The organism is Litoreibacter janthinus (assembly GCF_900111945.1).
Taxonomy (GTDB): domain Bacteria; phylum Pseudomonadota; class Alphaproteobacteria; order Rhodobacterales; family Rhodobacteraceae; genus Litoreibacter; species Litoreibacter janthinus.
Genome location: NZ_FOYO01000001.1, coordinates 539,278 through 566,245, shown reverse-complemented (window position 1 = coordinate 566,245; position 26,968 = coordinate 539,278). Strand labels below are relative to the sequence as shown.

The 26,968-nt window shown below is 56.1% G+C and carries 25 protein-coding genes; 9 read left to right on the top strand and 16 right to left on the bottom strand.

All coding sequences use genetic code 11. The features are described from left to right. Nucleotides 1-23: 23 nt before the first annotated feature. Nucleotides 24-4,562, top strand: a complete 4,539-nt coding sequence (gene gltB / locus BM352_RS02875) for a glutamate synthase large subunit (protein ID WP_090212275.1) — start codon at nt 24-26, stop codon at nt 4,560-4,562. A 63-nt stretch (nt 4,563-4,625) separates the two neighbouring features. Here the strand turns inward: gltB and BM352_RS02870 are convergent, their stop codons facing one another. From BM352_RS02870 to BM352_RS02845, 6 genes are all read right to left on the bottom strand, one after another. Further along, a complete protein-coding gene (locus tag BM352_RS02870) occupies nt 4,626-5,099 on the bottom strand; it encodes a hypothetical protein (RefSeq protein WP_090212271.1) in 474 nt (157 codons plus the stop codon). Nucleotides 5,100-5,108: 9 nt separating this feature from the next. Beyond that, nucleotides 5,109-5,591 carry an RNA pyrophosphohydrolase gene (locus BM352_RS02865; protein ID WP_090219797.1) on the bottom strand — a complete coding sequence of 161 codons (483 nt, stop codon included), beginning with the start codon at nt 5,589-5,591 and terminating at the stop codon, nt 5,109-5,111. A gap of 39 nt (nt 5,592-5,630) precedes the next feature. Further along, a complete protein-coding gene (locus BM352_RS02860) occupies nt 5,631-6,974 on the bottom strand; it encodes a S41 family peptidase (RefSeq protein WP_090212268.1) in 1,344 nt (447 codons plus the stop codon). A 7-nt stretch (nt 6,975-6,981) separates the two neighbouring features. Continuing rightward, on the bottom strand, nt 6,982-8,109 hold the full coding sequence (locus BM352_RS02855) for a murein hydrolase activator EnvC family protein (protein ID WP_090212265.1): 1,128 nt from the start codon (nt 8,107-8,109) through the stop codon (nt 6,982-6,984). After that, entirely contained in the window at nt 8,106-9,626 is a 1,521-nt protein-coding gene (gpmI, locus tag BM352_RS02850; protein WP_090212263.1) for a 2,3-bisphosphoglycerate-independent phosphoglycerate mutase, read from the bottom strand. Before gpmI ends, BM352_RS02855 begins: the two co-directional genes overlap by 4 nt. Before the next feature lie 70 nt (nt 9,627-9,696). Next, complete coding sequence (locus BM352_RS02845; RefSeq protein ID WP_090212260.1) at nt 9,697-10,137, bottom strand: glycosyltransferase family 2 protein; 441 nt, start codon at nt 10,135-10,137, stop codon at nt 9,697-9,699. Here BM352_RS02845 and BM352_RS02840 point away from each other — a divergent pair. Both BM352_RS02840 and BM352_RS02835 read left to right on the top strand, forming a co-directional pair. After that, nucleotides 10,136-10,603: a Coenzyme F420 hydrogenase/dehydrogenase, beta subunit C-terminal domain gene (locus tag BM352_RS02840; RefSeq protein ID WP_090212258.1), complete on the top strand. Its 468-nt coding sequence runs from the start codon at nt 10,136-10,138 to the stop codon at nt 10,601-10,603. The two genes, BM352_RS02845 and BM352_RS02840, sit on opposite strands and share 2 nt — an antisense overlap. After that, nucleotides 10,597-11,826, top strand: a complete 1,230-nt coding sequence (locus BM352_RS02835; RefSeq protein ID WP_090212255.1) for a polysaccharide pyruvyl transferase family protein — start codon at nt 10,597-10,599, stop codon at nt 11,824-11,826. The genes BM352_RS02840 and BM352_RS02835 overlap by 7 nt, the downstream gene beginning before the upstream one ends. A 4-nt stretch (nt 11,827-11,830) precedes the next feature. On the opposite strand, the gene BM352_RS02830 is transcribed toward BM352_RS02835, so the two are convergent. The 5 genes from BM352_RS02830 to BM352_RS02810 form a co-directional block, all read right to left on the bottom strand. Next, complete coding sequence (locus BM352_RS02830) at nt 11,831-12,091, bottom strand: spike base protein, RCAP_Rcc01079 family (RefSeq protein ID WP_090212253.1); 261 nt, start codon at nt 12,089-12,091, stop codon at nt 11,831-11,833. Nucleotides 12,092-12,179: 88 nt separating this feature from the next. Beyond that, nucleotides 12,180-12,650 carry a 23S rRNA (pseudouridine(1915)-N(3))-methyltransferase RlmH gene (gene rlmH, locus BM352_RS02825; RefSeq protein ID WP_090212251.1) on the bottom strand — a complete coding sequence of 157 codons (471 nt, stop codon included), beginning with the start codon at nt 12,648-12,650 and terminating at the stop codon, nt 12,180-12,182. A gap of 11 nt (nt 12,651-12,661) precedes the next feature. Further along, nucleotides 12,662-12,976, bottom strand: a complete 315-nt coding sequence (gene rsfS, locus BM352_RS02820) for a ribosome silencing factor (protein WP_090219795.1) — start codon at nt 12,974-12,976, stop codon at nt 12,662-12,664. 281 nt (nt 12,977-13,257) lie between these two features. Further along, nucleotides 13,258-13,800 (bottom strand): isopentenyl-diphosphate Delta-isomerase, encoded by a 543-nt coding sequence (idi, locus tag BM352_RS02815; protein WP_245780896.1) that lies wholly within the window; start codon nt 13,798-13,800, stop codon nt 13,258-13,260. An 11-nt stretch (nt 13,801-13,811) separates the two neighbouring features. Then, nucleotides 13,812-14,564: an SDR family NAD(P)-dependent oxidoreductase gene (locus BM352_RS02810; protein ID WP_090212249.1), complete on the bottom strand. Its 753-nt coding sequence runs from the start codon at nt 14,562-14,564 to the stop codon at nt 13,812-13,814. A 173-nt stretch (nt 14,565-14,737) separates the two neighbouring features. On the opposite strand from BM352_RS02810, the gene BM352_RS02805 reads away from it, so the two are divergent. Further along, entirely contained in the window at nt 14,738-15,157 is a 420-nt protein-coding gene (locus tag BM352_RS02805; protein ID WP_090212247.1) for a c-type cytochrome, read from the top strand. A 46-nt stretch (nt 15,158-15,203) separates the two neighbouring features. Here the strand turns inward: BM352_RS02805 and BM352_RS02800 are convergent, their stop codons facing one another. Together BM352_RS02800 and BM352_RS02795 are read right to left on the bottom strand one after the other, a co-directional pair. Continuing rightward, complete coding sequence (locus BM352_RS02800) at nt 15,204-16,592, bottom strand: amidase (RefSeq protein ID WP_090212245.1); 1,389 nt, start codon at nt 16,590-16,592, stop codon at nt 15,204-15,206. After that, complete coding sequence (locus BM352_RS02795; protein ID WP_090212243.1) at nt 16,579-18,006, bottom strand: mechanosensitive ion channel family protein; 1,428 nt, start codon at nt 18,004-18,006, stop codon at nt 16,579-16,581. The genes BM352_RS02800 and BM352_RS02795 overlap by 14 nt, the downstream gene beginning before the upstream one ends. A gap of 239 nt (nt 18,007-18,245) precedes the next feature. Between BM352_RS02795 and leuC the strand changes: the two genes are divergently transcribed. Continuing rightward, nucleotides 18,246-19,652 (top strand): 3-isopropylmalate dehydratase large subunit, encoded by a 1,407-nt coding sequence (gene leuC, locus BM352_RS02790; protein ID WP_090212240.1) that lies wholly within the window; start codon nt 18,246-18,248, stop codon nt 19,650-19,652. 74 nt (nt 19,653-19,726) lie between these two features. Here leuC and BM352_RS02785 read toward each other — a convergent pair whose 3' ends face one another. Continuing rightward, nucleotides 19,727-20,938, bottom strand: a complete 1,212-nt coding sequence (locus BM352_RS02785) for a TsoY family (seleno)protein (protein WP_090212238.1) — start codon at nt 20,936-20,938, stop codon at nt 19,727-19,729. A gap of 158 nt (nt 20,939-21,096) precedes the next feature. On the opposite strand from BM352_RS02785, the gene leuD reads away from it, so the two are divergent. Further along, a complete protein-coding gene (gene leuD, locus BM352_RS02780; RefSeq protein ID WP_090212234.1) occupies nt 21,097-21,702 on the top strand; it encodes a 3-isopropylmalate dehydratase small subunit in 606 nt (201 codons plus the stop codon). Between the two features lie 56 nt (nt 21,703-21,758). Here leuD and BM352_RS02775 read toward each other — a convergent pair whose 3' ends face one another. Further along, nucleotides 21,759-22,778 carry an alpha/beta hydrolase family protein gene (locus BM352_RS02775; protein WP_090212231.1) on the bottom strand — a complete coding sequence of 340 codons (1,020 nt, stop codon included), beginning with the start codon at nt 22,776-22,778 and terminating at the stop codon, nt 21,759-21,761. Nucleotides 22,779-22,910: 132 nt separating this feature from the next. On the opposite strand from BM352_RS02775, the gene BM352_RS02770 reads away from it, so the two are divergent. From BM352_RS02770 to BM352_RS18745, 3 genes are all read left to right on the top strand, one after another. Continuing rightward, nucleotides 22,911-23,921, top strand: a complete 1,011-nt coding sequence (locus tag BM352_RS02770) for a helix-turn-helix domain-containing protein (protein ID WP_090212229.1) — start codon at nt 22,911-22,913, stop codon at nt 23,919-23,921. A gap of 223 nt (nt 23,922-24,144) precedes the next feature. Further along, nucleotides 24,145-25,074, top strand: a complete 930-nt coding sequence (locus BM352_RS02765) for a hypothetical protein (RefSeq protein ID WP_245780895.1) — start codon at nt 24,145-24,147, stop codon at nt 25,072-25,074. Between the two features lie 50 nt (nt 25,075-25,124). Further along, complete coding sequence (locus BM352_RS18745; RefSeq protein ID WP_139229780.1) at nt 25,125-26,045, top strand: endonuclease/exonuclease/phosphatase family protein; 921 nt, start codon at nt 25,125-25,127, stop codon at nt 26,043-26,045. Here BM352_RS18745 and BM352_RS02760 read toward each other — a convergent pair. Further along, on the bottom strand, nt 25,944-26,888 hold the full coding sequence (locus tag BM352_RS02760; RefSeq protein WP_090212226.1) for a Rossmann-fold NAD(P)-binding domain-containing protein: 945 nt from the start codon (nt 26,886-26,888) through the stop codon (nt 25,944-25,946). The genes BM352_RS18745 and BM352_RS02760 overlap by 102 nt on opposite strands. Between the last annotated feature and the right edge of the window lie 80 nt (nt 26,889-26,968).

Below are 26,968 nucleotides of genomic sequence, written 5' to 3'. Positions count from 1 at the left end.
TTCCACAATGAGGAGCCTATAACATGACCAAGTTTGACCAAGACTGGGTGGCCCGCGAGGAAGAGAAACGCCGCTGGATGGCGGAGAACTCGCTCTATCGCGATGAAGACGAACACGCATCTTGTGGCGTGGGTCTTGTGGTTTCCATCGATGGTAAGAAATCTCGCAAAGTAGTCGAGAATGGGATCAACGCGCTGAAAGCCGTTTGGCACCGCGGTGCTGTGGACGCAGATGGCAAAACCGGCGATGGCGCTGGCATCCATGTGCAAATTCCGGTGAAGTTTTTCTACGACCAGATCGAGCGCACTGGGCACAAGCCCAACAAAGACCAACTGATTGCTGTCGGTCAAGTTTTCTTGCCACGCACAGATCATGGCGCTCAAGAGACGTGCCGGACAATTATCGAAACCGAAGTGCTGCGGATGGGCTACTACATCTACGGCTGGCGGCATGTTCCGGTGAACATTCGTGTTCTGGGCGAGAAAGCAAACGCGACGCGTCCTGAGATCGAGCAGATCCTGATCTCGAACGCTAAGGGCGTTGAGGAAGAAGAGTTCGAGCGCGACCTTTACGTGATCCGCCGTCGAATCGAGAAGGCTGCGCTGGCTGCTCAGGTTCCGACACTCTATCTAGCCTCATTGTCTTGCCGTTCGATTATCTACAAAGGCATGATGCTGGCCGAGCAGGTTGCAGAGTTTTATCCGGACCTGATGGACGAGCGTTTCGAGTCTGCGTTCGCGATCTACCACCAGCGGTATTCAACGAACACGTTCCCGCAGTGGTGGCTGGCTCAACCGTTCCGCATGTTGGCGCACAATGGCGAGATCAATACGCTGAAGGGCAACCTGAACTGGATGAAGTCCCACGAAATCCGCATGGCCTCCGGTGCGTTCGAAGATCGTGCAGAAGACATCAAACCAATCGTTCCGGGTGGTTCGTCTGACTCTGCTGCTCTGGATGCAGTTTTCGAGGTGCTGGTTCGTGCCGGTCGTTCCGCGCCGATGGCGAAAACCATGCTGGTGCCCGAGTCTTGGTCCAAGCAAGCGGTCGAAATGCCGAAAGCATGGCAGGACATGTACTCGTATTGCAACTCTGTGATGGAACCATGGGATGGCCCCGCCGCATTGGCTATGACTGATGGGCGCTGGGTTTGCGCCGGACTGGACCGTAACGGTTTGCGCCCGATGCGTTATGCCGTCACAGGTGACGGCCTTCTGATTGCTGGGTCTGAGACCGGTATGGTTCCGTTTGACGAAGCCACGGTGCGCGAAAAGGGCGCTTTGGGGCCAGGTCAGATGATCGGGGTCCATATGGGTAAAGGCGTTCTTTATCACGACGAAGAACTGAAAGATAAAATGTCCGCCGCACTTCCGTTTGGGGAGTGGGTCGGCAAAATCACCGATCTGGACGAGATCACCTTGGACGTACAAGAACAGCCGCTCTTTACTGGTCCAGAGTTGCGTAAACGCCAGATTGCAGCAGGCTATTCGCTGGAAGAGCTGGAACAAATCCTCGCGCCAATGGCGGATGACGGGAAAGAGGCGTTGGCGTCTATGGGCGACGACACGCCATCTGCTGTGCTGTCGAAGAAGTATCGCCCGCTGAGCCATTTCTTCCGTCAGAATTTTTCGCAGGTCACCAACCCGCCGATCGACTCGCTGCGCGAGTTCCGCGTGATGAGCCTGAAAACGCGGTTTGGAAACCTTAAGAACGTGCTGGACGAGGATTCTTCGCAGACCGAAATTCTCGTGCTCGACAGCCCGTTCGTCGGCAATGCTCAGTTTGAAAAGCTAATCGAACAGTTCAACGCCGAGATGGTCACGATTGACTGCACATTCCCTGCCGATGGGACGCAGAATAGCCTTCGTGACGCGTTGGAGCGAATCCGTAACGAGGCAGAAGACGCCGTGCGTTCCGGTGCCGGACACATCGTACTGACGGATCAGGAGCAAAGCGAAGACCGCATTGCAATGCCGATGATCCTTGCGACGTCGGCTGTGCACAGCTGGCTAACACGCAAAGGGCTTCGGACGTTCTGTTCTTTGAACACCCGCAGCGCCGAGTGTATCGATCCTCACTACTTCGCGGTTCTGATTGGTTGCGGTGCGACGACTGTGAATGCCTATCTGGCCGAAGATTCTCTTGCCGACCGTATCGAACGCGGCTTGCTTGAAGGGTCCCTGACAGAGGCGGTCGCACGCTATCGAAATGCGATTGACCAAGGCTTGCTGAAGATCATGGCGAAGATGGGGATTTCGGTGATTTCCTCCTACCGCGGTGGTCTGAACTTTGAGGCAGTTGGACTATCACGCGCTATGGTTGCGGAATTCTTCCCCGGAATGCACTCACGGATTTCCGGTATCGGTGTCGCTGGCATCCAGAAAAAGGCTGCAGAAGTTCACGCGGCAGGATGGCGCTCCGAGACAAGCGTTCTTCCTATCGGGGGTTTCTACAAATCCCGCCGCTCTGGCGAGAAGCACGCGTGGGAAGCGCAAACGATGCATATGCTGCAAGCGGCCTGCACCCGTGCGTCCTATGATATGTGGAAACAGTTTAGTCAGACCATGCAAGCAAATCCGCCGATCCATCTTCGTGATTTGCTGGATATCAAACCACTTGGTGAGCCGATTTCTGTGGACGAGGTGGAATCAATTACATCCATCCGCAAACGTTTTGTGACGCCTGGCATGTCCTTGGGGGCGCTGTCTCCCGAGGCGCACAAAACCTTGAACGTCGCCATGAACCGGATCGGCGCGAAGTCGGACTCCGGCGAAGGTGGGGAAGATCCTGCGCATTTCGTCCCAGAGCCTAATGGCGACAACCCGTCTGCGAAGATCAAGCAGGTGGCGTCGGGTCGTTTTGGTGTTACCGCTGAATACCTGAACCATTGTGAAGAGCTTGAAATCAAGGTCGCGCAAGGCGCGAAGCCGGGCGAAGGCGGGCAGCTTCCAGGCATGAAGGTCACCGACCTGATCGCGCGACTGCGGCATTCGACCAAGGGCGTGACACTGATTTCACCTCCTCCACACCACGATATCTATTCGATCGAGGACTTGGCGCAGCTGATCTATGACCTCAAGCAGATCAACCCGCGCTGTAAAGTGACCGTCAAGCTGGTTGCGGCGTCCGGTGTTGGCACGATTGCTGCAGGTGTTGCGAAAGCCAAAGCCGACGTGATCCTAATCTCTGGCCACAATGGCGGTACAGGGGCTTCTCCGGCAACGTCCATCAAGTACGCTGGCCTGCCTTGGGAAATGGGTCTGACCGAAGCGCATCAGGTTCTGGCGATGAACAACCTTCGGGGCCGCGTGACTTTGCGGACCGATGGCGGCCTGCGCACAGGGCGTGACATCGTTATGGCAGCGATGATGGGTGCCGAAGAATACGGCATCGGCACTGCGGCGCTGATTGCAATGGGCTGTATCATGGTGCGTCAGTGCCAATCCAATACCTGCCCGGTCGGCGTGTGTACGCAGGATGAAGAACTGCGCAAGAAGTTCACAGGCAACGCCGACAAGGTTGTGAATCTCATCACTTTCTACGCGACAGAAGTTCGTGAGATATTGGCATCGATCGGTGCCCGGTCTTTGAGCGAAGTCATTGGCCGTGCAGACCTGCTGACACAGGTTTCACGTGGTTCGGCGCACCTTGACGATCTGGACTTGAACCCGCTGTTGATCACCGTCGACGGGGCCGAGCGTATTGTCTACGACCGCTCGAAAGAGCGTAACGCTGTGCCTGACACGCTCGACGCGCAAATCGTGAATGACGCTCAGCCATTCTTTAAGGATGGTGAGAAGATGCAGTTGTCTTATGCAGTGCAGAACACCTTGCGCACCATTGGCACGCGCGCCTCTAGCCACATCGTGCAACGCTTCGGAATGCGCAACGATCTGCAGACCGACCATTTGACGGTCAAGCTGACGGGTTCCGCCGGGCAGTCCCTTGGGGCCTTTGCCGCGCCGGGATTGAAGCTGGAGGTCTTTGGCGATGCCAATGATTATGTTGGCAAAGGCTTGTCGGGCGGGCGGATCGTGGTGCGCCCTACGCAAAACAGCCCACTAAAAGCAGATGATAACACGATCATCGGTAACACAGTGCTTTACGGCGCGACGGATGGCTATCTGTTTGCCGCGGGACGCGCGGGAGAACGCTTTGGTGTGCGGAACTCTGGTGCAAAGGTCGTGATCGAAGGCTGCGGCACAAACGGGTGTGAGTATATGACCGGCGGTGTTGCCGTGATCCTTGGCTCTATCGGTGCGAATTTCGGGGCGGGTATGACCGGTGGTATGGCGTATCTTTACGACCCAGAAGGTCAGTCCGATGCGCTCATGAATATGGAGACGTTGGTGACATGCCCAGTCACTGTGGACCACTGGGAAGCTGAGCTTAAGGGCCTGATCCAAGAGCATGAGCGTGAAACCGGCAGCTTGAAGGCCGCACGTATCCTGCAAGATTGGGAAGAGGAAAAAGCGAACTTCGTGCAGATTTGCCCGAAAGAAATGCTGATCCACATCCCCGCTCCGCTTAGCCTTGAGGAAAAAGCTGTTCCGGCTGAGTAAGCTGTTCTCGGAAAACAAGAAAAGGGGCGGAGATCATCCGCCCCTTTTTCTATCTGAGGGTCTCTATTTCGGGGTGCAGTCGCCGCCCGATGCGCATTGTTCCACAGCTTCAATGTACTTCTGTTCGGGATTGGGGAACGCGAAAGCGTAGCAAGGGTCGACGTTGAAAATCAGCTCGTCTTCTGTTTGTAGCACGTAGGCCAAATAGTTTGTTTTCGGCGATACTCTGGCGCACCACGGGCCGACGCAATTCAAGGAGAGCGAGACAGGAACTTCGATCTCGTCCGTAAAACCGCCGCCTGTCAAAAGCTTGCCTTTGAAGACGGTAGGGATTTTCACTTCCAGTGGCGGAGCGTTCACATCCGGCACCCTTTTTACGTCGAATTCAAACGCGCCATGAAGCACGACGAAGCTTTCGTCAGCCTCTGCGACGGCATTGAAAGCCGCAACGGGGTGGGTTGGCATGCAGGACAACGCGCTGGCGGGACCGGCGACAACGGCGAAAGCCGTGGCCGCAATGGTTAGGTATTTTATCATTGGCTTATCTTACAGGAGGGGCCGAAAGGCTTCGATCACTTTCGCGTACACGTCACGCTTGAACGGCACGATATTGCCGAGCAGTGTTTCAGCATCTACCCAACGCCATTCAGAAAATTCCGGGATCTCAGTTTCGATGTTAATGTCGTCATCGGTGCCGTTGAACCGCAGAAGGAACCATTTCTGCTCTTGGCCGCGATATCGACCCTTCCAGAGTTTAGGTACCAGGTGATGCGGCAGGTCGTAGGGAACCCAGTCTGCTGTTTGGCTTTCGACTGCGACGAGACTGGCCGGCACGCCGGTTTCTTCTTCTAACTCTCGAAGGGCAGCGACCTCGGGGTCTTCGCCTTCGTCTATGCCGCCTTGGGGCATTTGCCACGCCGCAATATCGCTATCGATACGCTGGGCGGCAAATATTAACCCCTCTTGATTGACGAGCATAACCCCCACACAGGGTCGGTAGGGCAGCTTTGAAATTTGTTCGGGAGTCATCATGTGAAGAGAGAGGCGGACCAGAGCCCGCCCCGTCCTTTACTTATCAGCTGGGGCCAAGGCGCTCAGGCCTTTCAGAACATCGAGGGCATAGGCGAGCTGGTAGTCTTGCTCACGCAGCTTGGCGACTTCTTCTGCCTTCTTCTGTTCTGCTTCCAACTGCATCCGCTCGTCCTCCGAGATTTTGTCGTTGTTGGTCAAGGAGCCGCGCAGGTCAGCCTCGGAGCGGCTGTTGCGCTTTGCTTCTTCCTCGGTTGCTTCTTCTTCAGGTTTGCGAGGTGGCTGGACAACGATGATATCTGGGGACACGCCGAGGGCCTGAATGGATCGGCCGGATGGCGTGTAATACCGCGATGTCGTCAAGCGCATTGCGCCATCACCACGGACGGGCACAACGGTTTGAACAGAGCCTTTGCCGAAGCTCTTTTCGCCGATCACGACGGCTCGGCGGTGATCTTGCAACGCGCCTGCGACGATCTCTGATGCGGACGCGGAGCCACCGTTGATCAGCACAACAATTGGCTTGCCGTTGGACAGGTCACCTTCCGTGGCGTTGTAACGCTCGCTGTCGCGTGGGTTGCGGCCGCGGGTCGAGACAATTTCGCCCTTATCAAGGAAGGCGTCGGACACCGCGATTGCCTGTGTCAGCAAACCACCTGGGTTGTTGCGCAGATCCAAGACGATGCCGTTGACCTTGTCTTCGCCGCCAGCTTCTTCGATCTGCTTGGCCAGCCCGTCTTTGAGGTTCGGGAAAGTTTGGCGGTTGAATGTTGTCACACGCAGAACGACTGAGTCCCCTTCAAGGCGTGAGCGCACAGCAGTCAGTTTGATCGTATCGCGGACAATCGAGACTTCGAACGGCTCGTCTATGCCTTCGCGCACGACGGTCAGAATGATTTCGGATCCCACTGGACCACGCATCATCTCGACGGCTTCTTCCAAAGTCAGACCCAGCAAACTCGTGCCGTCTACGGAAGTGATGAAGTCACCCGACTCCATTCCGGCCTCGTCCGCAGGAGTGCCATCCATCGGCGAGACGACTTTAACGTAGCCATCTTCTTGCGTCACCTCGATACCAAGCCCGCCAAATTCCCCGGACGTCTGCGTGCGCATGTCGTCGAAGTCTTTTGGAGGCAGGTAGGACGAGTGCGGGTCCAGAGAGGTCAACATGCCGTTGATGGCGGCCTCGATCAGGTCAGCCTCATCAACGTCTTCGACATATTGAGCACGGATGCGTTCGAAGATGTCCCCGAACAGATCAAGTTGCTCATAAACCGTCGATTTCTTTTCGGCCTCTTGGGCGATCAGAGGGCCGGCGAATTGTGTGGTCACAAAAACGCTCGCGGCTGTGCCCAGCGTTGCTGCCATCAGAAATTTTTTCATGCGGACGTTATTCCTTGTTGGTGGCGAACCAAGTGGCCGGATCGACCGGCTCGTCGCCTTGTCTAAGTTCTATATAAAGCGACTCTTGCTGATTGCCGCCACCACCTTTGGCCGCAGTGATCAAAAAAGCGTCAGGATTGGGGGCCAAACCGCCCATCAGGCCTACTGGGGCACCCTGATTGAGGACCTCGCCGACCTCACCAAAGGTCTGGCCCAAACCTGCCAGAATCAGAAGATACCCTTTACTGGGCTCCAGAATCACAACATTCCCGTAGTTCAGGAGTGGGCCTGAATAGCGCAAAGTTGCGGGCCAAGGCGCTGCGACCAATGATTGAGCGCGCACTGCGAGCAAAATGCCGGGGCGCTTCACCCCTGAGGCGTCGGTTTCGTTGAAACCGTGCAGAACTGTACCATTTGCGGGCAACCCTAGCGTGCCTTTTGCCGCCTCGAAATCGGCTGGATTATTCAGGTCCGAAGGGTTCAGATCGGTGAGTCCAGATGCGAAGCTCTGCAACGTGTCACTGCTTTCAACCAAAGCGCGCATCTTGTCTGCATCCGCGGTAAAGCTGCGGGGCAAATCTACGCGATCGGCGATTGCCTTTGACAACCCGGCCCTTGCAACCTGAACCTCGGCCAGCGCTTTGGTTAACTGGATTGCAGCGCTTTGTTGCAGACTGCGAATATCGCGGACTTCTTCAAGCTGGCGGCGCAGGGTTAGAGCCTCTGACTGCAAGGCTGGCGTTACCTCGGACAGGATCATGCCGGAGCGCGCTGTGCCGATGGCCCCAGTCGGATGCATCATCAACAACGGTGCCGGCGACGCGCCGATGGTTTGTAAAACGCCAAGCAGCCGAGACAATCGATCGCGCTTCGCTTCGAAGACCAATGCAATGCTGCGTTCCTGGATAGCCGCGCGGCGCAAGCCTTCACGCAGAGCAGAAAGGCCTTCTTCGTAGGCGCGCACCGTCTCAGTCAGCGCGCCAACACGGTCAGAGGCGCTTTCTGCTTCTGCAAGACTATTGGCCGCGACATCAAGCATCTGGCTTGCGCGTTTTGCTGTGGTGATTGGGTCGCTTTGCGCGAATACAATGCCAGCCAGAGCAGTTAGAACAAGGGATAGAACGAGCGACTTCATGAGTTGATCAACGAAACCCCGGTCATCTCATCCGGCTTGGCTAGGCCCATCAAGTCCAGCAATGTCGGGGCCAAATCTGCAAGCCGTCCGCTATTCAGCGACACATTCGCGGGCCCGCCATAGAGGATCACGGGGACTAGATTGGTGGTATGCGCTGTGTGCGGTCCGCCGGTTTCAGGATCAACCATGGTTTCGCAGTTGCCATGATCGGCGGTGACAATCATCGCCCCGCCGACTTCATCTAACGCAGCAATGGCCTGAGTTAGACCCTGATCTACAGCCTCACAGGCAGCAATGGCCGCATTGAGATCGCCAGTATGGCCGACCATGTCAGGGTTCGCGAAATTCACGACGATGAGGTCGTACTGATCGCGAATTGCGCCCACCAGATCGGCGGTGACTTCATCCGCGGACATTTCGGGCTGCATGTCATAGGTCGCGACTTTAGGGCTTTTCGGCATATGGCGATCTTCGCCGGTTTCCGGAACCTCCTTGCCGCCATTCAGAAAGAACGTGACGTGTGGATACTTTTCCGTTTCTGCCACACGGAACTGGCGCAGACCATGTTTGGCCACCCAAGCGCCAAGTGTGTTGGTGATCTTCTTCTTCGGAAACACCGTCGTCATAAACGCGTTGTGCGCGCTGGAGTAATCTACCATGCCAAGGCATTCAGACAGCTTCGGGCGGGTCGGGACAGCGAATCCATCGAAGTTTGGATCTGCAATCGCCGACAGAATTTCGCGAGCGCGGTCTGCGCGGAAGTTCAGGCAGAAGACTCCGTCCCCATCTTTGACGCCGTCGAAGGCGCCGATCACTGTGGGCAAAACGAACTCGTCCGTTTTGCCCGCTGCATAGGACGCTTCAAGAGCTGCCTTCGGTGTTGCTGCCGTTTCACCCCTTCCGAGCATGATCGCATCGTATGCAAGCTCTACACGATCCCAACGGGTGTCGCGGTCCATCGCGTAGTAGCGACCTGAAACCGTGGCGATCGATACGTCTTGAGGAAGCTCTTTCAAAAGCGTTTCAATATAGTCTTCCGCTGATCTTGGTGCGACATCACGCCCATCGGTGATAGCGTGCAGAACAGTGTCTATTCCCGCCGAATTCAGTGCTTTTGCGGCGGCGATGATGTGGGTGATGTGACCGTGCACACCGCCATCCGATGCAACACCCATAAGGTGTGCCGTTCCGCCAGTTTCCTTGAGCGTTGAGATAAAGCCCTGCAATGCGGCTTCTGTCTGGAACGTCCCTTCTTCAACGGCGAGGTCAATCTGTCCGAGGTCCATCGCGACGACGCGGCCGGCCCCGATGTTCGTGTGCCCTACCTCTGAATTGCCCATCTGGCCTTTTGGCAATCCGACGTCGGGCCCGTGCGTAATCAAGGTTGCGTTTGGGCAGGTTGCCATAAGGCGATCAAAAGTCGGGGTTTTGGCCAAAGCGGGTGCGTTGGCCTCTGTGCGTTCCGAAAGGCCCCAGCCGTCGAGAATGCAAAGAACAACTGGTTTGGGATTGGACATGTGTCGCCTCGATATGGGTCTACTCCCTTCTAAGCGGCACTGGCTGGAGCTTCAACCACAGGCTGGTGGCTCAATTGGTTTTGGCAGGATCTTGGACCAGCGCCACGCGAATCATCGCGATCATTCTCCAAAGACGCAGCCTTGTGAGGGTGATCAGCGCACCTGTCCGCTCTCGCCCGGTTTTCAGTTTGGGCGATCGTAGAATGCGTGGCATATGAAACGAGATCGACAGCGGCATCAATAATGCACGCACGAGCCATAGCGCTTTTGCGCGACCCTGCGCTTGGTGCAGGCCGTAGCTTTCAGATGTGATCCGGCGCCATTTGGATCGCAGCTCGTCCCACGTCGCCCGACACGGATGATCGACGACCAGATTGGGGTCATAGACAAGTTTGAACCCGTGTGATGCTGCGCGTTGGCACCAATCGTAGTCTTCGGATAGCCCAGCCCGAAACGAGGGATGGCCCGGCCAGGCGACCGCGAACTTACAGGATGGGTCTCGCCGCAGCATGAGCTACGCAGACAGTTGGGGCGCGATTCTGTCAAAGACTGTGCAGCATCGGTGCAAACTTTGTGCCGATGGGATTGGGATGTTTGCTGACGTTGTGTTCGCCGATGCATGGGATTCGGATGCAGATGGATATCCGATCTTTGCAGACAGGCCGGGCCAGAGCTTGGTCCTGACCCGCACAGCTATCGGACAAAGATTGGTCGACGGTGCCCAGCAGTCGCGACACCTTGAGTTGTCTTACTACAATCTCGACTCTCTTGCGTCGGTGCAGCCAGGGCAGACCCGTCGCAAGCGTGTTCTTATAGCGCGATTGGCGGCACTTTGGCTGATGGGACGCCCATTTCCGCGGTACCGTGGAATGGGATTGTGGGGCATGGCGTTTCAGACACCGCTATTTGAATTGCTGCGTAACTTCGTTGGCACGCTGCGCCGCACTAGCCGTCGCGAGGAGGAACGGTCATGTTAACGGTTGGGCTGCTTTTCCATTCATCGAACTCTGACAATCTTGGCGTTGGTGCGTTGACGGTCAGTCAGGTTGAGATCCTCCGTGGCATTTCGCAAGCGACGGGCATCGAAATTGGTATCAGGCTGTTCGACTGGGTTGGAGAGCGGCCGTCATATGTCGAAGGCACAGACATCACTATCTTCCACCTGAATGGGGAGTTGATGAAGGACCCGCGTCGGATGATAGCGCTGTTCAGAGAATGCGACGTCATGCTTGATATCGGTGCGGGTGACAGCTTTGCGGACATATACGGTCCAGAGCGTCTGCGCCGGATGATCTATCTTAAGTACTTGGTGCATCTCGCGCGATGTCCTGTAGTGCTCGCCCCGCAAACTTTTGGCCCTTTCTCGTCCTGGCTGACGCGTCGAATTGCTAAGGACTTGTTACGACGGGCCGTACTGGTGGCTACAAGAGACGATCAATCGACTGCGGCGCTGCGCGGCCTCGGGGTGACGCGGCCGATCGTGACGGCCAGTGATGTTGCGCTGCGTTTGCTACCAGTTGGCCCCAAGATGAACCGAACGAGACCATGTGTTGGACTGAATATCTCGGGGCTTTTGATGGGGGGCGGCTACACTGGGTACAACCAGTTTCAACTAACGGCAGATTACCCCGCAGCTATGCGAAGCCTGATCACACGTCTACTTGCACTGACCGAGCAACCCGAAATCGTCCTCGTTCCGCATGTATTGGGTGCGTCCACAAGCGGGGAGGATGATCTTGAGGCAGCGCTTGCGCTTCAGAAACAGTTTCCGGAAGTTGGGATTGCCCCAGCGTTTCATTCGCCGGGTGAAGCGAAAGCGTATATTGCAGGTCTGGACTTCTTGGCAGGCGCGCGGATGCATGCGTGTATTGCGGCGCTTTCATCGGGCGTCGCCGTGGTTCCCTTGGCGTATAGCGACAAGTTTCAAGGATTATTTGGCTCGCTCGGGTATGAAGCGACAGTTGATTGCCGCAACGCTGGGCAAGAAGCTATCGTGCAGTCTGTGTTGAGCGGTTATCGCAACCGTGAAACTCTGGCGCATCAATGCAAAATTGCGCGCAAAGTGGGCGAAGATCGGTTGCGTGATTATACCGAAGCTTTGGCGCGGGTGATTAGCGAGGCGGCACTTAGGAAAAGATCCGGTGACCAAGCGCTTTCGGCGCCCGCACACCGGTGGCGTACTATGGACGAGCGGCTCTAGCCCACTACCAAAGCGAAAGGATTGCCGTCGCAGTGGTTCCGGTTGCTCTGACTTTTGATGCACGTATTGGCAACATGCTTCCTGCCGCCAAGCCTTCAAAAGTCACGATATCGCCATCAACCATTTCGACCGAAAGGGTGCCACTTTGCCCAACATAAATTGCCCGACTGATATGGGTAAGGTCGCCAGTGTCATTTGGGATCACTGCCGCTGCTGATCGAGCAGGGGAAATCGGGGTCGTTGGGAATGCCGAAAAGCTGTCCATTTTTGGTGTCCTGTCCTTAGGTTAAGTTGGCAGGTGTTGTGGCAGGAAAGCTTTAAGGAGGTTTGAGGGCGGCGTTCGCAGCGCCGACTTAGACACGATGGTAGGGTGACCCTGTAAGGATAGACGCGGCGCGATACATTTGCTCGGCAAGCATCACTCTGGCCAGCATATGCGGCCACACCATCTTTCCGAATGACACGGATGCGTCAGCCCGTGCGCGGAGGTCTTTCGTCAGCCCGTCCGCCCCACCGATCAGGAAGGCCACATCGCTGGTACCCCTATCGCGCCAGTCACCAAGCATGTTCGCGAAGTCCGGGGATGTCATCACTTTGCCGCGCTCGTCTAGCGTGCAAACGGTTGCGCCCTTCGGAACGGCGCGGTCAAGAAGTGCGGCCTCTGCCGCGGAACCGCCGCCTTTTTTGTCTTCAAGCTCGACGATCTGGGCTGGTCCTAAACCCAGATTGCGGCCAGTGCGGTCAAAGCGGGAGATATAGTCCTTGATAAGGTCAAGCTCTGGGCCCGCCCGCAGGCGGCCAATAGCACAGATCGTGACCCTCATTCGGTCGCTCGTTACTCGGCGTCTGCGGCGCCAGCCGGCAGCCACATCTTTTCGAGTTGATAGAACTCGCGAACCTCTGGGCGGAAGACATGGACTACCACGTCACCCGTATCGATCAGAACCCAGTCGCCCTGCGACTTGCCTTCAATTTTCGAGAACCGGCCGAACTCTTGCTTGATCGTATCCGTCAGCTTCTCAGCAAGCGCAGTGACCTGACGGGTCGACCGGCCAGAGCAGATTACCATGTAATCGGCAATCTCCGAACGCCCGCGCAGATCAATCTGCACAAGTTCTTCGGCTTTTTCCGCTTCAAGAAATTCTACGATCCGTGCAAGCAGCTCTTCGCTGGTGCCCGGGTCTTTTTCGGGGGCCGCTTTGGCCGTCGAAGTGGCGGCGTTTGCGGCCACGTTTGTTTGTTGAGACAGAGCTCAAACCTCCTGTGCAAAACGCCCGTCTTTGGGCGTATCATGACGCTATAATAGCAGTATGACGATAAAATCTCAATCTGCGCGCTTACAGGGCTGAAACAACTTGTTCAAGGCGTGCTGTGGCGCCGTGCCACTGTGTTATGCACCCATTTGACCAAAGTGCTGCAAATTTGCCTGCTTTACGCCTGAACTAGGCTGCCGAATATGCGGTTGGCATGTTTTTCCAAGTATATCTTCAGCCACGCGGTGAATCGGTCCGGATGCTGTTCGATTTCGCGCGACAAGTCGAAAACGCTTACCCAACGCACCTCCATAACCTCTTCAGGGTTAAGATTTGTTTTTAGGGTCGAAGCAGCCTCAGCCACGAAGATATCCACGACTTCGTGCTCTGTTAGGCCGTTTCCGACATCGGCGCGATATTCAAGATGATCGCGAAAAACTGGTGAAATACCGGCAATCCCCAGCTCTTCGTTCAGGCGGCGCGTGGCGCAATCGAGTGGGATTTCATTCCAAAGCGGATGGGTGCAGCAGGTATTCGCCCACAGGCCAGGCGTGTGGTATTTCGACAGAGCGCGCCTTTGGATTAGGACCTTGTCGCGGCTCATCACGAACACAGAAACAGCCTTGTGGCGAAGCCCCTCTTGGTGAACCCGCATCTTTTCGACCGGAGTCAGCTCACCATTTACCCATGCGGGGATCATGTTTCGGTTGTCGCTGCTCATGGTCTGGACCCTCAGGCGCGCAAGGCGGGCAGGCCCACGCCAGTGCATTCGAATCCGCCATCAACTGCGATCGTTTGGCCAGTAACAAAGCTTGCCTTTGAGGAGCACAGGAACGCGATGACATTGGCGATTTCGACTTCAGTTCCGTAACGGTTCAGCGGAATGGCGTCGTGATATGCGTTGATGATTGCTTGGCTATGGACTGCCATAGCCAGTTTGGTTCGCACCGGTCCGGGGGCGATGCAGTTTGCCCGCACCCCGAATTCGCCCAATTCCACAGCCTGCTGTTGCGTGAGTTGGATCACACCCGCTTTCGACGTACCGTAAGCCACGCGAAGGGTGGAGGCCCGCAGGCCCGAGATGCTGGCGATATTCACTATGCAGCCTTGGCTTTTCTTAAGGGCAGGTGCTGCAGCTTGTGAACACAGGAATACCCCGTCCAAATTCACCGACATCACAGCCCGCCAGCGTTCAAAGTCGGTTTCGGCGATGGGACCGAAATCTGCCACGCCGGCGTTATTGATTAAATGGTCGATTCGCCCAAAGGACTTTTCAGTCTCGGCCACCATCTCGACCACATCTTCAGGCTTGGACACGTCCAGATCTAAGGGCAATACGTCGCGAAGATCCCGCGCCGCTTCCATGAGCGTTTCGCCGTCCCAATCAACCATGACCACTGCGGCGCCTTCCTCCAGTAAAATCTTGGTTGTAGCCAAACCAATGCCACGGGCGGCCCCGGTTACGATCGCGACGCGCTTGGTCATTCTGAGAGTCTCCGTTCGATTTGGTGTCTGACTTCGTCCTAGCCGAACTCGTTCGCTTTGGCGAGATGGCGTCAAATTGACCCGCTCACACAAAAGTTTCTAGTTTTTCGCAGTATTAGCTTACGTAACTGTCTAATATACTTGAACTAGATTCACGAAAGGGAGCTCAGCTCATGAAAATTGCAGCCATTGCCGCAATGACAACCGCCCTTCTGGCCGCGCCAGCATTCGCCGAAGGGGACGCCGCTGAAGGCGAAAAAGAATTCAAGAAGTGCAAGTCGTGCCACATGATCGTCGACGGCGACAACACGATCGTAAAAGGCGGCAAAACCGGCCCGAACTTGTTTGGCTTGCCCGGCCGGGTCGCTGGTGTCGGCGACTTCAGGTATGGCAACTCGCTGGCTGCTGTCGGTGAAACCGGACTGGCATGGGACGAGGCAGAGTTCGTGGCCTACGTTGCGGACCCCAAGGCTTGGCTCAAAGAAAAGCTGGATGATTCTTCTGCGAAATCGAAGATGTCTTTCAAACTGAGAGACGCTGACGACGCAGCAAACATCTGGGCCTATCTGGTGTCTGTCAGCCCAGAAAGCTGATCAGTCTTATAGGCAATTAGAGACGGCGGCCTCAGGGCCGCCGTTTTCATTTACAAAGGGGCTGCTGACTGATCCAGTCTGTGGCGCGCTCATAGGCACGGCCCAACGCCAGCACAGTTGCGTCTTGGCCGCGATGTGCAATGAGTTGCATTCCCATCGGTGTTCCGTTTGGGCCGAAACCTACTGGGATCGAAAGTGCGGGAAGACCCGTCAAGGACGCAGGTATCACAACTTCCATCCAACGATGATAGGTGTCCATCGTGACCCCCGCGATTTCCTTTGGCCATGTCCATTCGGCCGGGAACGGAAACATTTGTGCCACTGGCAGCGCCAAAATGTCGACGCTCATCGCTGTTGTCCGGCGGAACCATGCAGAACGGATCTCACTCGCCTGAAATACCTCATGGGCTGACAAGGACTGGCCGCGCTCGATTTCCCAAATGGCCTCGGGCTTAAGTAGGCTCTGTTTTTCTGGATCATTATAGTGTTTTCCCAGCTTTTCAGCGACAGACCAGCTTCGTAGCGTGATCCAGGATTTCCAAAGCGCTTCTGCTGAAAAGGGTGGATCTTGCGCGACAACTTCGTGGCCGATGTCCTCAAGCGTCCTAAGCCCGCCTTCGCATAGCTCCAAGATTCCGCCCTCCATCGGATAGGCACCGCCCCAGTCGCCAAGCCATCCTATACGCATTGGTTTGACAGTCACTTGATCTTGATAAGGGCCGGAGGAGTGGGGGTGCGCTGGATCGAAGGAGGATTGTAGTTTTAGCAGTAGTTCTAGGTCTTCCATATGACGCGCCATAGGGCCGTTGGTCGACAACTGATTAAGGAAGCTCTCCATCGGGCCACTATTTGCAACCAACCCATAGGATGGACGGAAGCCGAAGACGTTGTTCCATCCGGCCGGGTTTCGTAGGGACCCCATCATGTCCGACCCGTCGGCCAGAGCGACCATTCGAGCTGCCAATGCTGACCCAGCCCCTCCAGACGAGCCGCCCGCAGAGCGCGATGTGTCATAGGGGTTTCTAGTTACCCCGTAGACGGGGTTGTAGCTATGTGACCCAAGTCCGAATTCTGGCGTGTTAGTCTTGCCGATGATCACAGCACCGGCGGCCCGAAGCGCCGCGACCATCGGGCTATCCGCTGGCGGGCTGAAGTCCTTGAAGATCGGGGAGCCGAAGCTGGTCGTGATCCTTTTTGTTTCCGCCAAATCCTTGACGGCGAACGGCAAGCCAGCCAATGGCCCATCTTTGCGAGTTGCAGCTTCGGCCATCAGCGCATCGCGGTCTTGAAGGGCTACGATTGCGTTGATCTTGGCGTTGCGGTCTTCGATCCGCTCCAAGGTCGCTGACATCAATTCTGGCGCAGAAACCTCACCCGAACGCATCGCTGCGATCTGCGCTGTGGCGCTTTGATCTAGCAGGTCAGTCTGGGCCAATTGTGGTCTCAGTTTCGAGGAGTTTGACCTCCCGCTGTGGGAACGGAATGGAAATATTGTGCTCTTTGAAAGTGTCCCAAAGCGCGAGATAGACGTTCCCACGGATGTTGGTCAGACCCTGTGTGGGGTCGCGAATCCAAAATCTCAGAATGTAGTCCACGGAACTGTCGCCAAAGCCAACGATATGGCAAACGGGGGCTTTGAAGGACAAGACGCGGTCGACGTTCTTTGCGGCGTCGATCGCTAGGCGCCGGACTTCATGCGGGTCGTCGCCATAGGCGGTGCCAAAATAGATATCCAGCCGCACGAAGTCGTTTGAATGCGACCAGTTCACCACCTGATTGGTAATCAGGTCTTCGTTTGGAATTAGGTATTCCTTGCCGTCGCGGGTGACGACCGAAGCGTAGCGAGCACCCAGCGTGTTGATCCAGCCAAATGTCTCGCCCAGCGAAATCACGTCACCGGGCTTGATCGACTTGTCGAGTAGAATGATGACGCCTGAGACAAGGTTCGAGACAACTTTTTGAAGACCGAAACCAAGGCCGACGCCGATGGCACCGGACAGAACTGCTAGACCGGTCAGGTCGATACCAATGGCCTTCACGCCAATGTAGAATGCGATTCCGTAGAACCCGATCTGCAGGACTTTGACAATCAGAACACGCATCGACGGTGAAATGTCCTCGTTCGACTGAATGCGTTTTGATGTTGTGGTGGTAAAGAAGCGGGCAAGGGCGATGAGCACACCCAAAATGACTACGGCTTGGACGACCAGCAGCAGCGAAATACGGAACTCGCCAGCCTCAAGCGCGGCCCTGTCTAACAGCACAGCGGCGTCGTTGGTCAGGCCAAGTACATGAAGGGTAACATAGGTCCATGCGCCATAGCGCACGACCCGTCGCAAGAAAGTGGATCGGATCAAACGTGTCGCAAACACGACCACGATCCACGCCGTGGCCAAGGTCGCGATAATCCCGAGAATGTAGGATCGGCTTGGCCACGTGGCCTCGCGCATGATCGCGACGGCTATCCAAAGCAACGCTACGAAGAATATCGGTCTGAGCCTTTGGTGCACGACCACAAGGATGCGCATACGCCATTTTGGCCATCCTTCGCGCGTGCCCATCCAATTGCGGATCGGAGGACCAAGTAAGGTGCGTAGGAGGTGCGCGACTATCCATAGAGACAGTGCGATCCCCAGCTGATAGGCGTTCCACGGGCGCAGCATCGAAGATGCAAACGCTTCGGCTTGTCCAAGCAGGGATTGGCCCAGATCTACCAAATCTGTGACAGGTTGCGCTGCTGTTTCGGGGACGAGGCTGCGGAGCGTATTCAACTCTGGTGAAGCGACAGGCGGTGCTGCACTTTCAATTGATTGGTGATTTGCTTCGCCTATGCCGTCGTGGTTTGCCATGCTGCTCCCTTTGTGGCTTTCCGAATCCTTGCATGTGCGATGCCAACCCGCAAGCTCTGGACCTTGCGAGACTCAACGCGCAGGTGTATCTGCTTGTTCCATGACGCTTGTATTTGACATCGACGACCGCGCTCGGCTGCGCGAACGCTTTTACGGCGCGACCTTTTCAGTGATCGCGTACCTATAAGCGCCCGTTCCCTGTCAAATTTTCAAATCACCAAACACGGGAGAGGACCATCATGTCCCCCAAGACGCTCTACGACAAAATCTGGGATGCTCATCTTGCCCATGAGGCAGAAGATGGCACGTGCCTTCTTTATATTGACCGCCACCTTGTCCACGAAGTGACCAGCCCGCAGGCCTTTGAAGGTCTGCGCATGGCGGGACGCACTGTTCATGCTCCGGATAAAACCATCGCTGTTCCAGACCACAACGTGCCAACAACGCTGGATCGCGCCAACGCGAAAACCATGACCGAAGATAGCCGTATTCAGGTCGAAGCCCTCGACAAGAACGCCAAAGAATTCGGCCTGCACTACTACCCGGTGTCCGACGTGCGTCAGGGGATCGTGCACATCGTTGGCCCCGAGCAGGGCTGGACACTTCCGGGCATGACAGTGGTTTGCGGCGACAGTCACACCGCGACACACGGCGCGTTTGGCTCGCTTGCGCATGGCATCGGCACATCGGAAGTCGAGCATGTTCTGGCGACACAAACGCTGATCCAGAAGAAATCGCTGAATATGAAGGTCGAAATCACCGGAAAGCTGAAGCCCGGTGTGACCGCCAAGGACATCACCATGTCGGTGATTGGCGTGACTGGTACCGCTGGCGGAACTGGCTATGTCATCGAGTATTGCGGTGAAGCGATCCGCGATTTGTCGATGGAAGGTCGCATGACCGTCTGCAACATGGCGATTGAAGGCGGCGCACGCGCCGGTCTGATCGCGCCGGATGAAAAAACCTTCGAATACTGCATGGGCCGCCCACACGCGCCTAAAGGTGCTGAGTGGGAAGCCGCCGTTGCCTACTGGAAAACACTCTTTACCGACGAAGGTGCGCATTTCGACAAGGTCATCACGCTTAAGGGCGAAGACATCGCGCCGTCCGTCACCTGGGGCACCTCGCCCGAAGACGTCCTGCCGATCACTGCTGTCGTCCCGTCGCCATCCGACTTTAAGGGCGGTAAGGTCGAGGCGGTTCAGCGGTCCCTTGATTACATGGGTCTCACCCCGGGTACACCTCTGTCCGAGATCAAGATCGACACGGTCTTCATCGGCTCCTGCACGAATGGCCGGATCGAAGACCTGCGTGCTGCAGCGGCTATTCTGAAGGGCAAGAAGATCAAAGACGGTATGCGAGCAATGGTCGTTCCGGGCTCTGGTTTGGTCCGTGCGCAAGCCGAAGAAGAAGGGCTGGCGCAGATCTTTCAGGATGCCGGTTTCGAGTGGCGTCTGGCGGGTTGCTCCATGTGCTTGGCGATGAACCCTGATCAATTGGCCCCGGGCGAGCGCTGTGCCGCAACCTCCAACCGGAATTTCGAGGGCCGCCAAGGCCGTGGTGGACGCACCCACTTGCTGTCACCCGCTATGGCAGCTGCTGCCGCGATATCAGGTCACCTGACGGATGTGCGCGAGGTGATGTAGCTTCGCCTCGGATCAGAAGAAAAAAAGCCCGGCGCAGGACAATGTGCCGGGCTTTTTCATAACTGTAGTTCAGCTCAGGCCGCCTGTACCGCGATTGGTTTAGCTCCGCGCTTGAAGTGCTTGGCGTTCAGGATCACCAGTAAAGCGATCGTTGCGAACTGAAGGACAAGAGCGGGCGCACTGAGCAACCAGTAAGCGGTCGAGAATTTTGCAACCAATCCCATACCAACGAGCCCCTTGTTTACGTAGAATTGCAACATCACCGACATTGCGACACCCGGGCAGATCAGCGCGTAGCTACCTGGGGATAGATGAGCCCCGGTGACATACTTGGAGAAATAGCCCTGAGCGCGAAGCACCACGATGCCGAATAGGGCAAAGGCAAACTGCACCATCACGATCGGGGTCAGCAGGTTGAAGCTATCTACGTCGGCTCCATGCGCGCCGAAGTGAACATGCAGGCCATGCGCTTGGCGCATCAGAGCAATCCCGATAACTGTAAGCAGTGGAATGCCAATCAACAGGGTTGGAGCAGAATCCTCATGTGCGCCGTGATCCATCATGGAATGGAGGCCCAAGATCATTGCTACACCCGAAATGAGTGCGGCGATGATGATGAAGAACGAAGAAACCACCAAGCTAACGCCAACCGTCGTGGGATTCATGCTCATAGCTGCGGGCGCGGCCATACCGACGCCAATCATCGCGAAGGCGAAACCGGGCAGGACCTGCGCGAAGGAGTTGTTCTTGGAGTTTTCGAATCCACCCGACGTTAGAATGCGGCCAAGGAACTTTCCGTAAAGACGAAGGCCATATGCGCCGATTGCCGCGAAGGTCAGCAATGCCAGCGGGAACAGGTATTCGACGACACCCCACAAGCCCGGCACGAAAACCAAGCCAAGGATAAAGCCGCCATTGACCAACATTGCCAAGGCCAGCGGAATCGCCATCATCTGGGCCTCCGCGTTGCCGGCGTGAAGCGCTTTGAAGGCGGCGCTTTTCTTGAACTGCCCCATCTCACGCAGGTTCCAGATCATCATCTGAACCATCAAGGCGACGAAAATGGCAATACCTGCCCACGCGACAAAAACCATAGCTTTCTCGGCAACGGAGCCCCCAGAGAGAACAGCAACAATGTCTTCAAAAATTGGCACTGGGCGACCTGCATGAGGAACCCAGAACATCAGATACAGAAAGAATGTCACGGAAAGCCCCCCTGCCCCCAAAGAGGCTAGGAAGTAAAGCGGCCCATAGACTGGCCGTGACCCTGATTGAGGTGTCGACATAGACTCAGCTCCTAAACATATTGCATTTACTGAATATGTTATTCGCAACGTCCCCGATTTGATCCAAGTCAAGCAACGGATCAAATAAATGCGGGTTGCCTTGCATCGACGATAGAGCTTTGGCACAAGGGCTCGATCCGTCTGGCAAGGAGTCGACCATGGACAAGTTTGAAACACTCACCGGCATCGCCGCACCAATGCCATTGATCAACGTCGATACCGACATGATCATTCCGAAGCAGTTCCTGAAGACCATCAAACGTTCTGGGCTGGGTGTGAACCTGTTTGACGAAATGCGCTACGACGACGACCGCAACGAGATACCGGGTTTCGTGCTGAACAAGCCGCAATACCGCGAAGCCGAAATTCTGGTCGCCGGCGACAATTTTGGTTGCGGATCTTCTCGCGAGCATGCGCCTTGGGCGATCAAGGATTTTGGTATCCGCTGCGTGATCGCACCTAGCTATGCTGACATCTTCTACAACAACTGCTTCAAGAATGGCATCTTGCCAATCGTGCTGCCGCAGGAGCAAGTCGATGTGCTGATGAAAGACGCAGAGAAAGGCGCTAATGCTCGCATGTCGATCGACCTTGAGGCGCAAACCGTTACGACCTCCGACGGCGAGGTTTTTAACTTCGAGTTGGATAGCTTCAAGAAGCATTGCCTGATGAACGGTCTCGACGATATCGGTCTCACGCTTGAAAAGAGCGCCAGCGTCGCCGCGTTCGAGGCGCAAGCAAGCGCTGCGCGCCCTTGGGTCTAAATCTATTTCTCAATTCTGAATGCGGCCAGCTCTGACATGAGCTGGCCGTTTTCGTTTTATAGGCCCAACTGCGTACTGATCGCAGACGCAACCTCAGCATGGATGTCTGCCCGCTTAGCTCCCGCAGGATCAGTGCAAACCGGGTCGTCGTTCTCTTCCTTCAGAATTGCTGCGCCTGCTGGTTTGCACAGCGGCAACAAGCTGAAGTGATATGCTGGCACGATCCTTACCACTTTCGCATCCGGCAAGATTTCCACAAAACCACTTGCGTCAAAATCTGTTGCGACCAACCGATCTTTGCCTTCGCCTAACCCGATCATCAAAGTATCGGCCGTCAAATCAGCAACGTTTGCTTTGGTGAATCCGTGATGCAACGCGGGGTCAATGGCCGCTACGTGGGTGATCCGCTGGTCCTTATACGATGCGTTCCACATGTCGGCGTCCAGATCACCAAAGCTGATGCCGGCCTTCTTGAGGTCGCTACAATGCGTCGAGGCCTCACCCTGTGCTTCACATTCTGCGGCCTCTCCCGCCAAATTGCCTTTAACACCACCCAACGATAGGGCTGTCCAGCCGCCATATGAGAACCCAGCCGCCATGATGCGGCTCGTGTCGATACGACCAGAGAATGTCGGGTCGTCCATGAGCTTATCCAGCGCGCGGGACATGTCGCGCGCACGAGTCCAATGTTTCAATCCCTCGGCCATGTCAAAATCAAAGGTCGAGCTGGCGGGGTGATTTATGGAGATCACGAGCGCGCCTTGACCGGCCAAATCTTCGGCTAGCCACGCAAGCGACCGCCAGTTTCCCCCAAGACCGTGGGACAGCACAACCACAGGCAGCTTGCCCCCGTCCGAGAGTAGGCCGTCCTGCCGTGCGTCCACTCCGTAAAATACGGCGTTCTCTGCCGCTCTGATCACAGTGCCCCCGTCGTTCGAGGGATACCAGATGACGGAGGAGACCGGCTTGCCATGATGCGCGGCGTCATAGGTAAAGTCAGCCATGCCGATGCTTGTTTCAGCGAAAGCGTGCGTAGGGGCCAAGCTCAAAGCTGCGAGAAGTGCGAGGTGTTTCATTATGATGCTCCTGATGTTGATGCGTCTGGAGCAGTGATGCGAAAAAAGTGAGACATCAGCGTCCCAAAACCGGTTTTAGGTCGAGCAGAACGCGATCTAGGACTAGCAAGGATTTCGAAGGGACCGCTGATCATGCCTGTACTGCCTATTCCACTGTTCGGAAGCCTTGTTCTGGCGTTCCTGTTCCTCAAGCTGCTTTTGGACGGCAGAGGACGAAGCTTCGTTGCAGTGCTGCTTCTCCAAGGCGCCGGGCAAAGCCTCATAATTTCGTTGGGCCAGCACTATGGTGTGGCGTGGGCGCTGTGGTTGCAGCCGATTACTGCCGCGGCAATCCCACCTTTGGCGTGGATAGCCTTCGAGACATCGGCGGTGCGCCGTTTCGAAATGCGTCGTCATTTGCCCCATGCATTGGTTCCGGCCTTCATCGCGTTCTGTGTGGTCTTCGCCCGAGCGCCGCTCGACTTTCTGATACCGGCTGTGTTCCTCGGCTATGGAGTCGCGATCCTAGTCGTTTCGTCGCGCGGGTCAGATGCCCTGCCTATAACGAGGCTGTCCGCTGGCAATGTGCCAAGTCTGATCTGGCGCGCCATTGCGGTGTCTTTGATCGTGTCGTCATTTGGGGATGCGGCCATCGTTCTGGTGCAGATCTTGGGCCATGGTGCGTGGCAGTCTTGGATCGTCGCGGTGTCTTCCACAGGAATGTTAATGCTTCTGGGTGCTCTGAGCTTGTCGAGCAGTCTTTGGAGGCAGGAAGCCGTCGAGGACGAGGTGCCCGAGCCCAAGACTCAGGTCGATCCTGAGGAGGACGCCCATATCATGGCACGCCTGGAGGCGCTCATGGCGCAGCAGAAGCTGTATCTCGACCCTGATCTAACTCTCAACCAGATCGCGCGTAGGTTGGTGCTGCCGGTGAAGGCGGTGTCTGGTGCGATCAACCGCACCACAGGCGAAAACGTGTCGCGTTACATCAACGCCCGCCGCGTGGCGGTAGCGTGTGAGGCGCTGCAAAATGGCGAGAGCGTTACATCCGCAATGCTGACGGCTGGCTTCAACACCAAGTCCAATTTCAACCGCGAATTCCTTAGGATAAAGCAAACTTCACCCAGCCAATGGATACAACAACAGGCTGAAACGGGCAGGTAAGGTTAAGATTTGATATCTCATTAGGGCACCCGCCTAGACACCGCTCTGCCCTGCCATGAACACAGTTGTCGCAAGATTTAGCTGAAGGGTGATATGCGTCCGCTAGATGTTCGATTGCCCGAATTTGGGTGACACAAGAATACCACGGAATCTCCTAATAAAATCCCTCAGTCTTATCAGATGGTTGAAGGACATTCTGAATCTAGGCAAAACTGAGGCGAAAATGAGGCACCTTTCGGCAGAAGCCAAAGGATCATCTTTCTGGGACAGGGTTCGGCAAAGCATCGGGCCCGCTCGGGTTGAGGGGTTTATCGACGTGGTATCACGCCTGACAGGCGCGGTCGCCCGGGCAATGTTTGTCGTGCTGTTAATCTGCACGCCTTCTCTTTTGCTACCGGGAGTGACGCAGGACACGACACAAATGGTCGTTTTGATCGGGCTGTTCGCGGGCTTGGTGACTCTTATCGAATATGGTTCGACCTATCCTTGCCTCATCGAATTTCGGAACGCCCCACCATTTAATAGGGTTCGTTTTCTGTCGCTCTTCGTGACGGTCTTCCTGTTGTCTATCATTTTCCGTGGCCTGTATGAGCCAACGACCCTCACCCGTTTTGTGCAAGCCGTGGGCCATCTTGTAGGATACGTGATCGACTTTCCTTACAGCCCAGTGCGCCTGATCATGCTTCTGGTTCCTGACCAGACCAACGTAGAACACATGAACCTTATGCGCTCGGCTGTGGGTCTTAGCTATCTTGTGTCATTGCTGACATTGGCTGTTTTCCTGATTGTTCTGCGGGTTCTGGGCTGGCCAAACCGCACGCAGGCGTTCAACTTCTGGACGAACTTGCCAACTTTTGACCCCACAATGGGCGTGGATGTTGTGACCCGTCTGAATCGTGACGCGCGCTTTAACATCGCATTAGGATTCTTCCTGCCATTCTTGACCCCAGCCGTGGCCCGTTCCGCCTCGGGATTGTTTAACGCGTCGATGATGGATTCGCCGCAGACACTGGTTTGGATGATTTCGATTTGGGCGTTCCTACCTGCAAGCCTGTTCATGCGCGGTATCGCGATGAATCGCATCGCCGACATGATCGACGAAAAGCGGATGCGTGGCGCACGCGCTGTGGCCGCCGGATTGCTGCCAGCCTAATTTTCCTGATCGTCGCGGCACTGCCTGCGACCTCAGACTCTTACCGCATCATGAACTTTCACACCGGGTTGTCTCGCGACGGTCCCGGTGTTTTGGTGCGTGACCTACTTGCAAACCCAGAGAACCCCGATCTGGCAAGTGTCGCGGCGCTCAGGCCTGACATCGCAGTGTTTCAGAACGTCGATTACGATTTCGACCGTGTGGCTCTTGGACTAATTCAAAAATCCCTGAGCTTGATGGGTCATCCGATGCCACATGCCTATACAACGCGACCCAACACGGGGGTTGATAGCGGCTATGACTTGGACCGGAACGGGAAGAGAGGTGAGCCGCGCGATATGTTGGGATATGGTCGCTTTACAGGGCAAGGCGGTATGGCCCTCCTGTCGCGGTTTCCTGTCGAAGCTGGCACGGCGCGAAATCTGACGGACATGCTTTGGCGTGATGCGTCGCAACAGGGACCGCCAGCGAACGGGTACTTCACGCCAGGCGAGCTCGCAGTCCTGCCTTTGCATTCTGTCTCGGCATGGGATGTTACGGTGCACACGCCAAACGGTCCCCTGCGCATTCTGACCTCGCACGCTTCTACTCCAGCATTTGACGGGCCAGAGGATCGCAACGGACTACGCAATGCGGCGGAACTTCAGTTCTGGGAAAGCTACATTGCGCAAGTCGAGGATGAGCAAGTGCCATTTGTGCTGATGGGAACCCTGAACAACGATCCGATGGCCGGGGAAGGCCACAAGCAGGCTATAGAAAACTTGCTCAATCACCCTTCACTTCAAGATCCCAGGCCAACACATGCGGGAGAGCCGGAGACGGCATTATGGGCGAATGGTCTATCGCTCCGCGTAGACTACGTTCTTCCCTCACATGGCCTTGGCGTGCGGGCAGCAGCCGTGGAGTGGGCGCCGCAAAGCCCCGAGGGTTCGCGGCACTATCCGATTTGGGTTGATGTCGTCTGGCAATGAGGCCGCTATTGCCTCGTCCAAAGAGGTTGGTTGAAACGCGGGCAACAACTCCGCGAACCGATCCGACATCACGCTGTGCGAGGTATTCCAAAGGTAGCGTGTTTCCAGCAACGGTTTGGCCATGGGCCAAAACGGACTGGACAGATGAAGTGGCCACCATTGCATTTGGCGCAGCTCAAGTTCGCGCCCGGTTGCCTGCTCAATCTCTCGATGCAGATCGCGCGCCGTGAGGGTGTAGCCCGGGAAATTCACTTCAAAGAAGCGGGGTAGATCGGCGGCCTGCTCTGCCAGCAGAACCGCTGCGTCGGCGAGGTCGTGTAAAAAAGCCCAAGCGTGGGGTACATCCAAGGCGCCAGGATATGTCACGACATCCTTCGACAGCTTTGCTGTGATAATCTTGTCGTACCAATTGCCGCTGGCGCGGGTGTCGATGAAATCACCTGCGCGCAGGACAATCGTGCGCACACCTGCGTCACGGTAAGCGCGCTCCATGGTTTCGCGGATCTGCCCCAAAGGACCGGTCGGACGGTGGTGGGTGCTTTCACGAAGCTCTGACGGCATTCCGGTGCCATAGTTGTAGATGTTGCCAGGCAGCAAAACAGTTGCGCCTGTATCCCTTGCTGTATCGATCACTTGTTGCGTCAACTCGGGCACCTGACGCCCCCAATCCGGGTAGGCTGGATTCCACGCGTTAACGATTATCTCCGCGCCCCATGCCGCGTCAGGCAGCCTGTCGGATGCACGGTCAAACAGTGTGACATCCCAATTCGCCCAAGAGAATGCAGTAGCAGCGTTTCGCCCGAAACGCCCGTTGGAGCCGAGGATAAGAACTGATTTCGACATGGTGCAATCTCCGAGTAGGACGTTGCACCACCCTCACCTATTCAAATATGAAATGAAATTGCCAAATTTTAGATATCTGA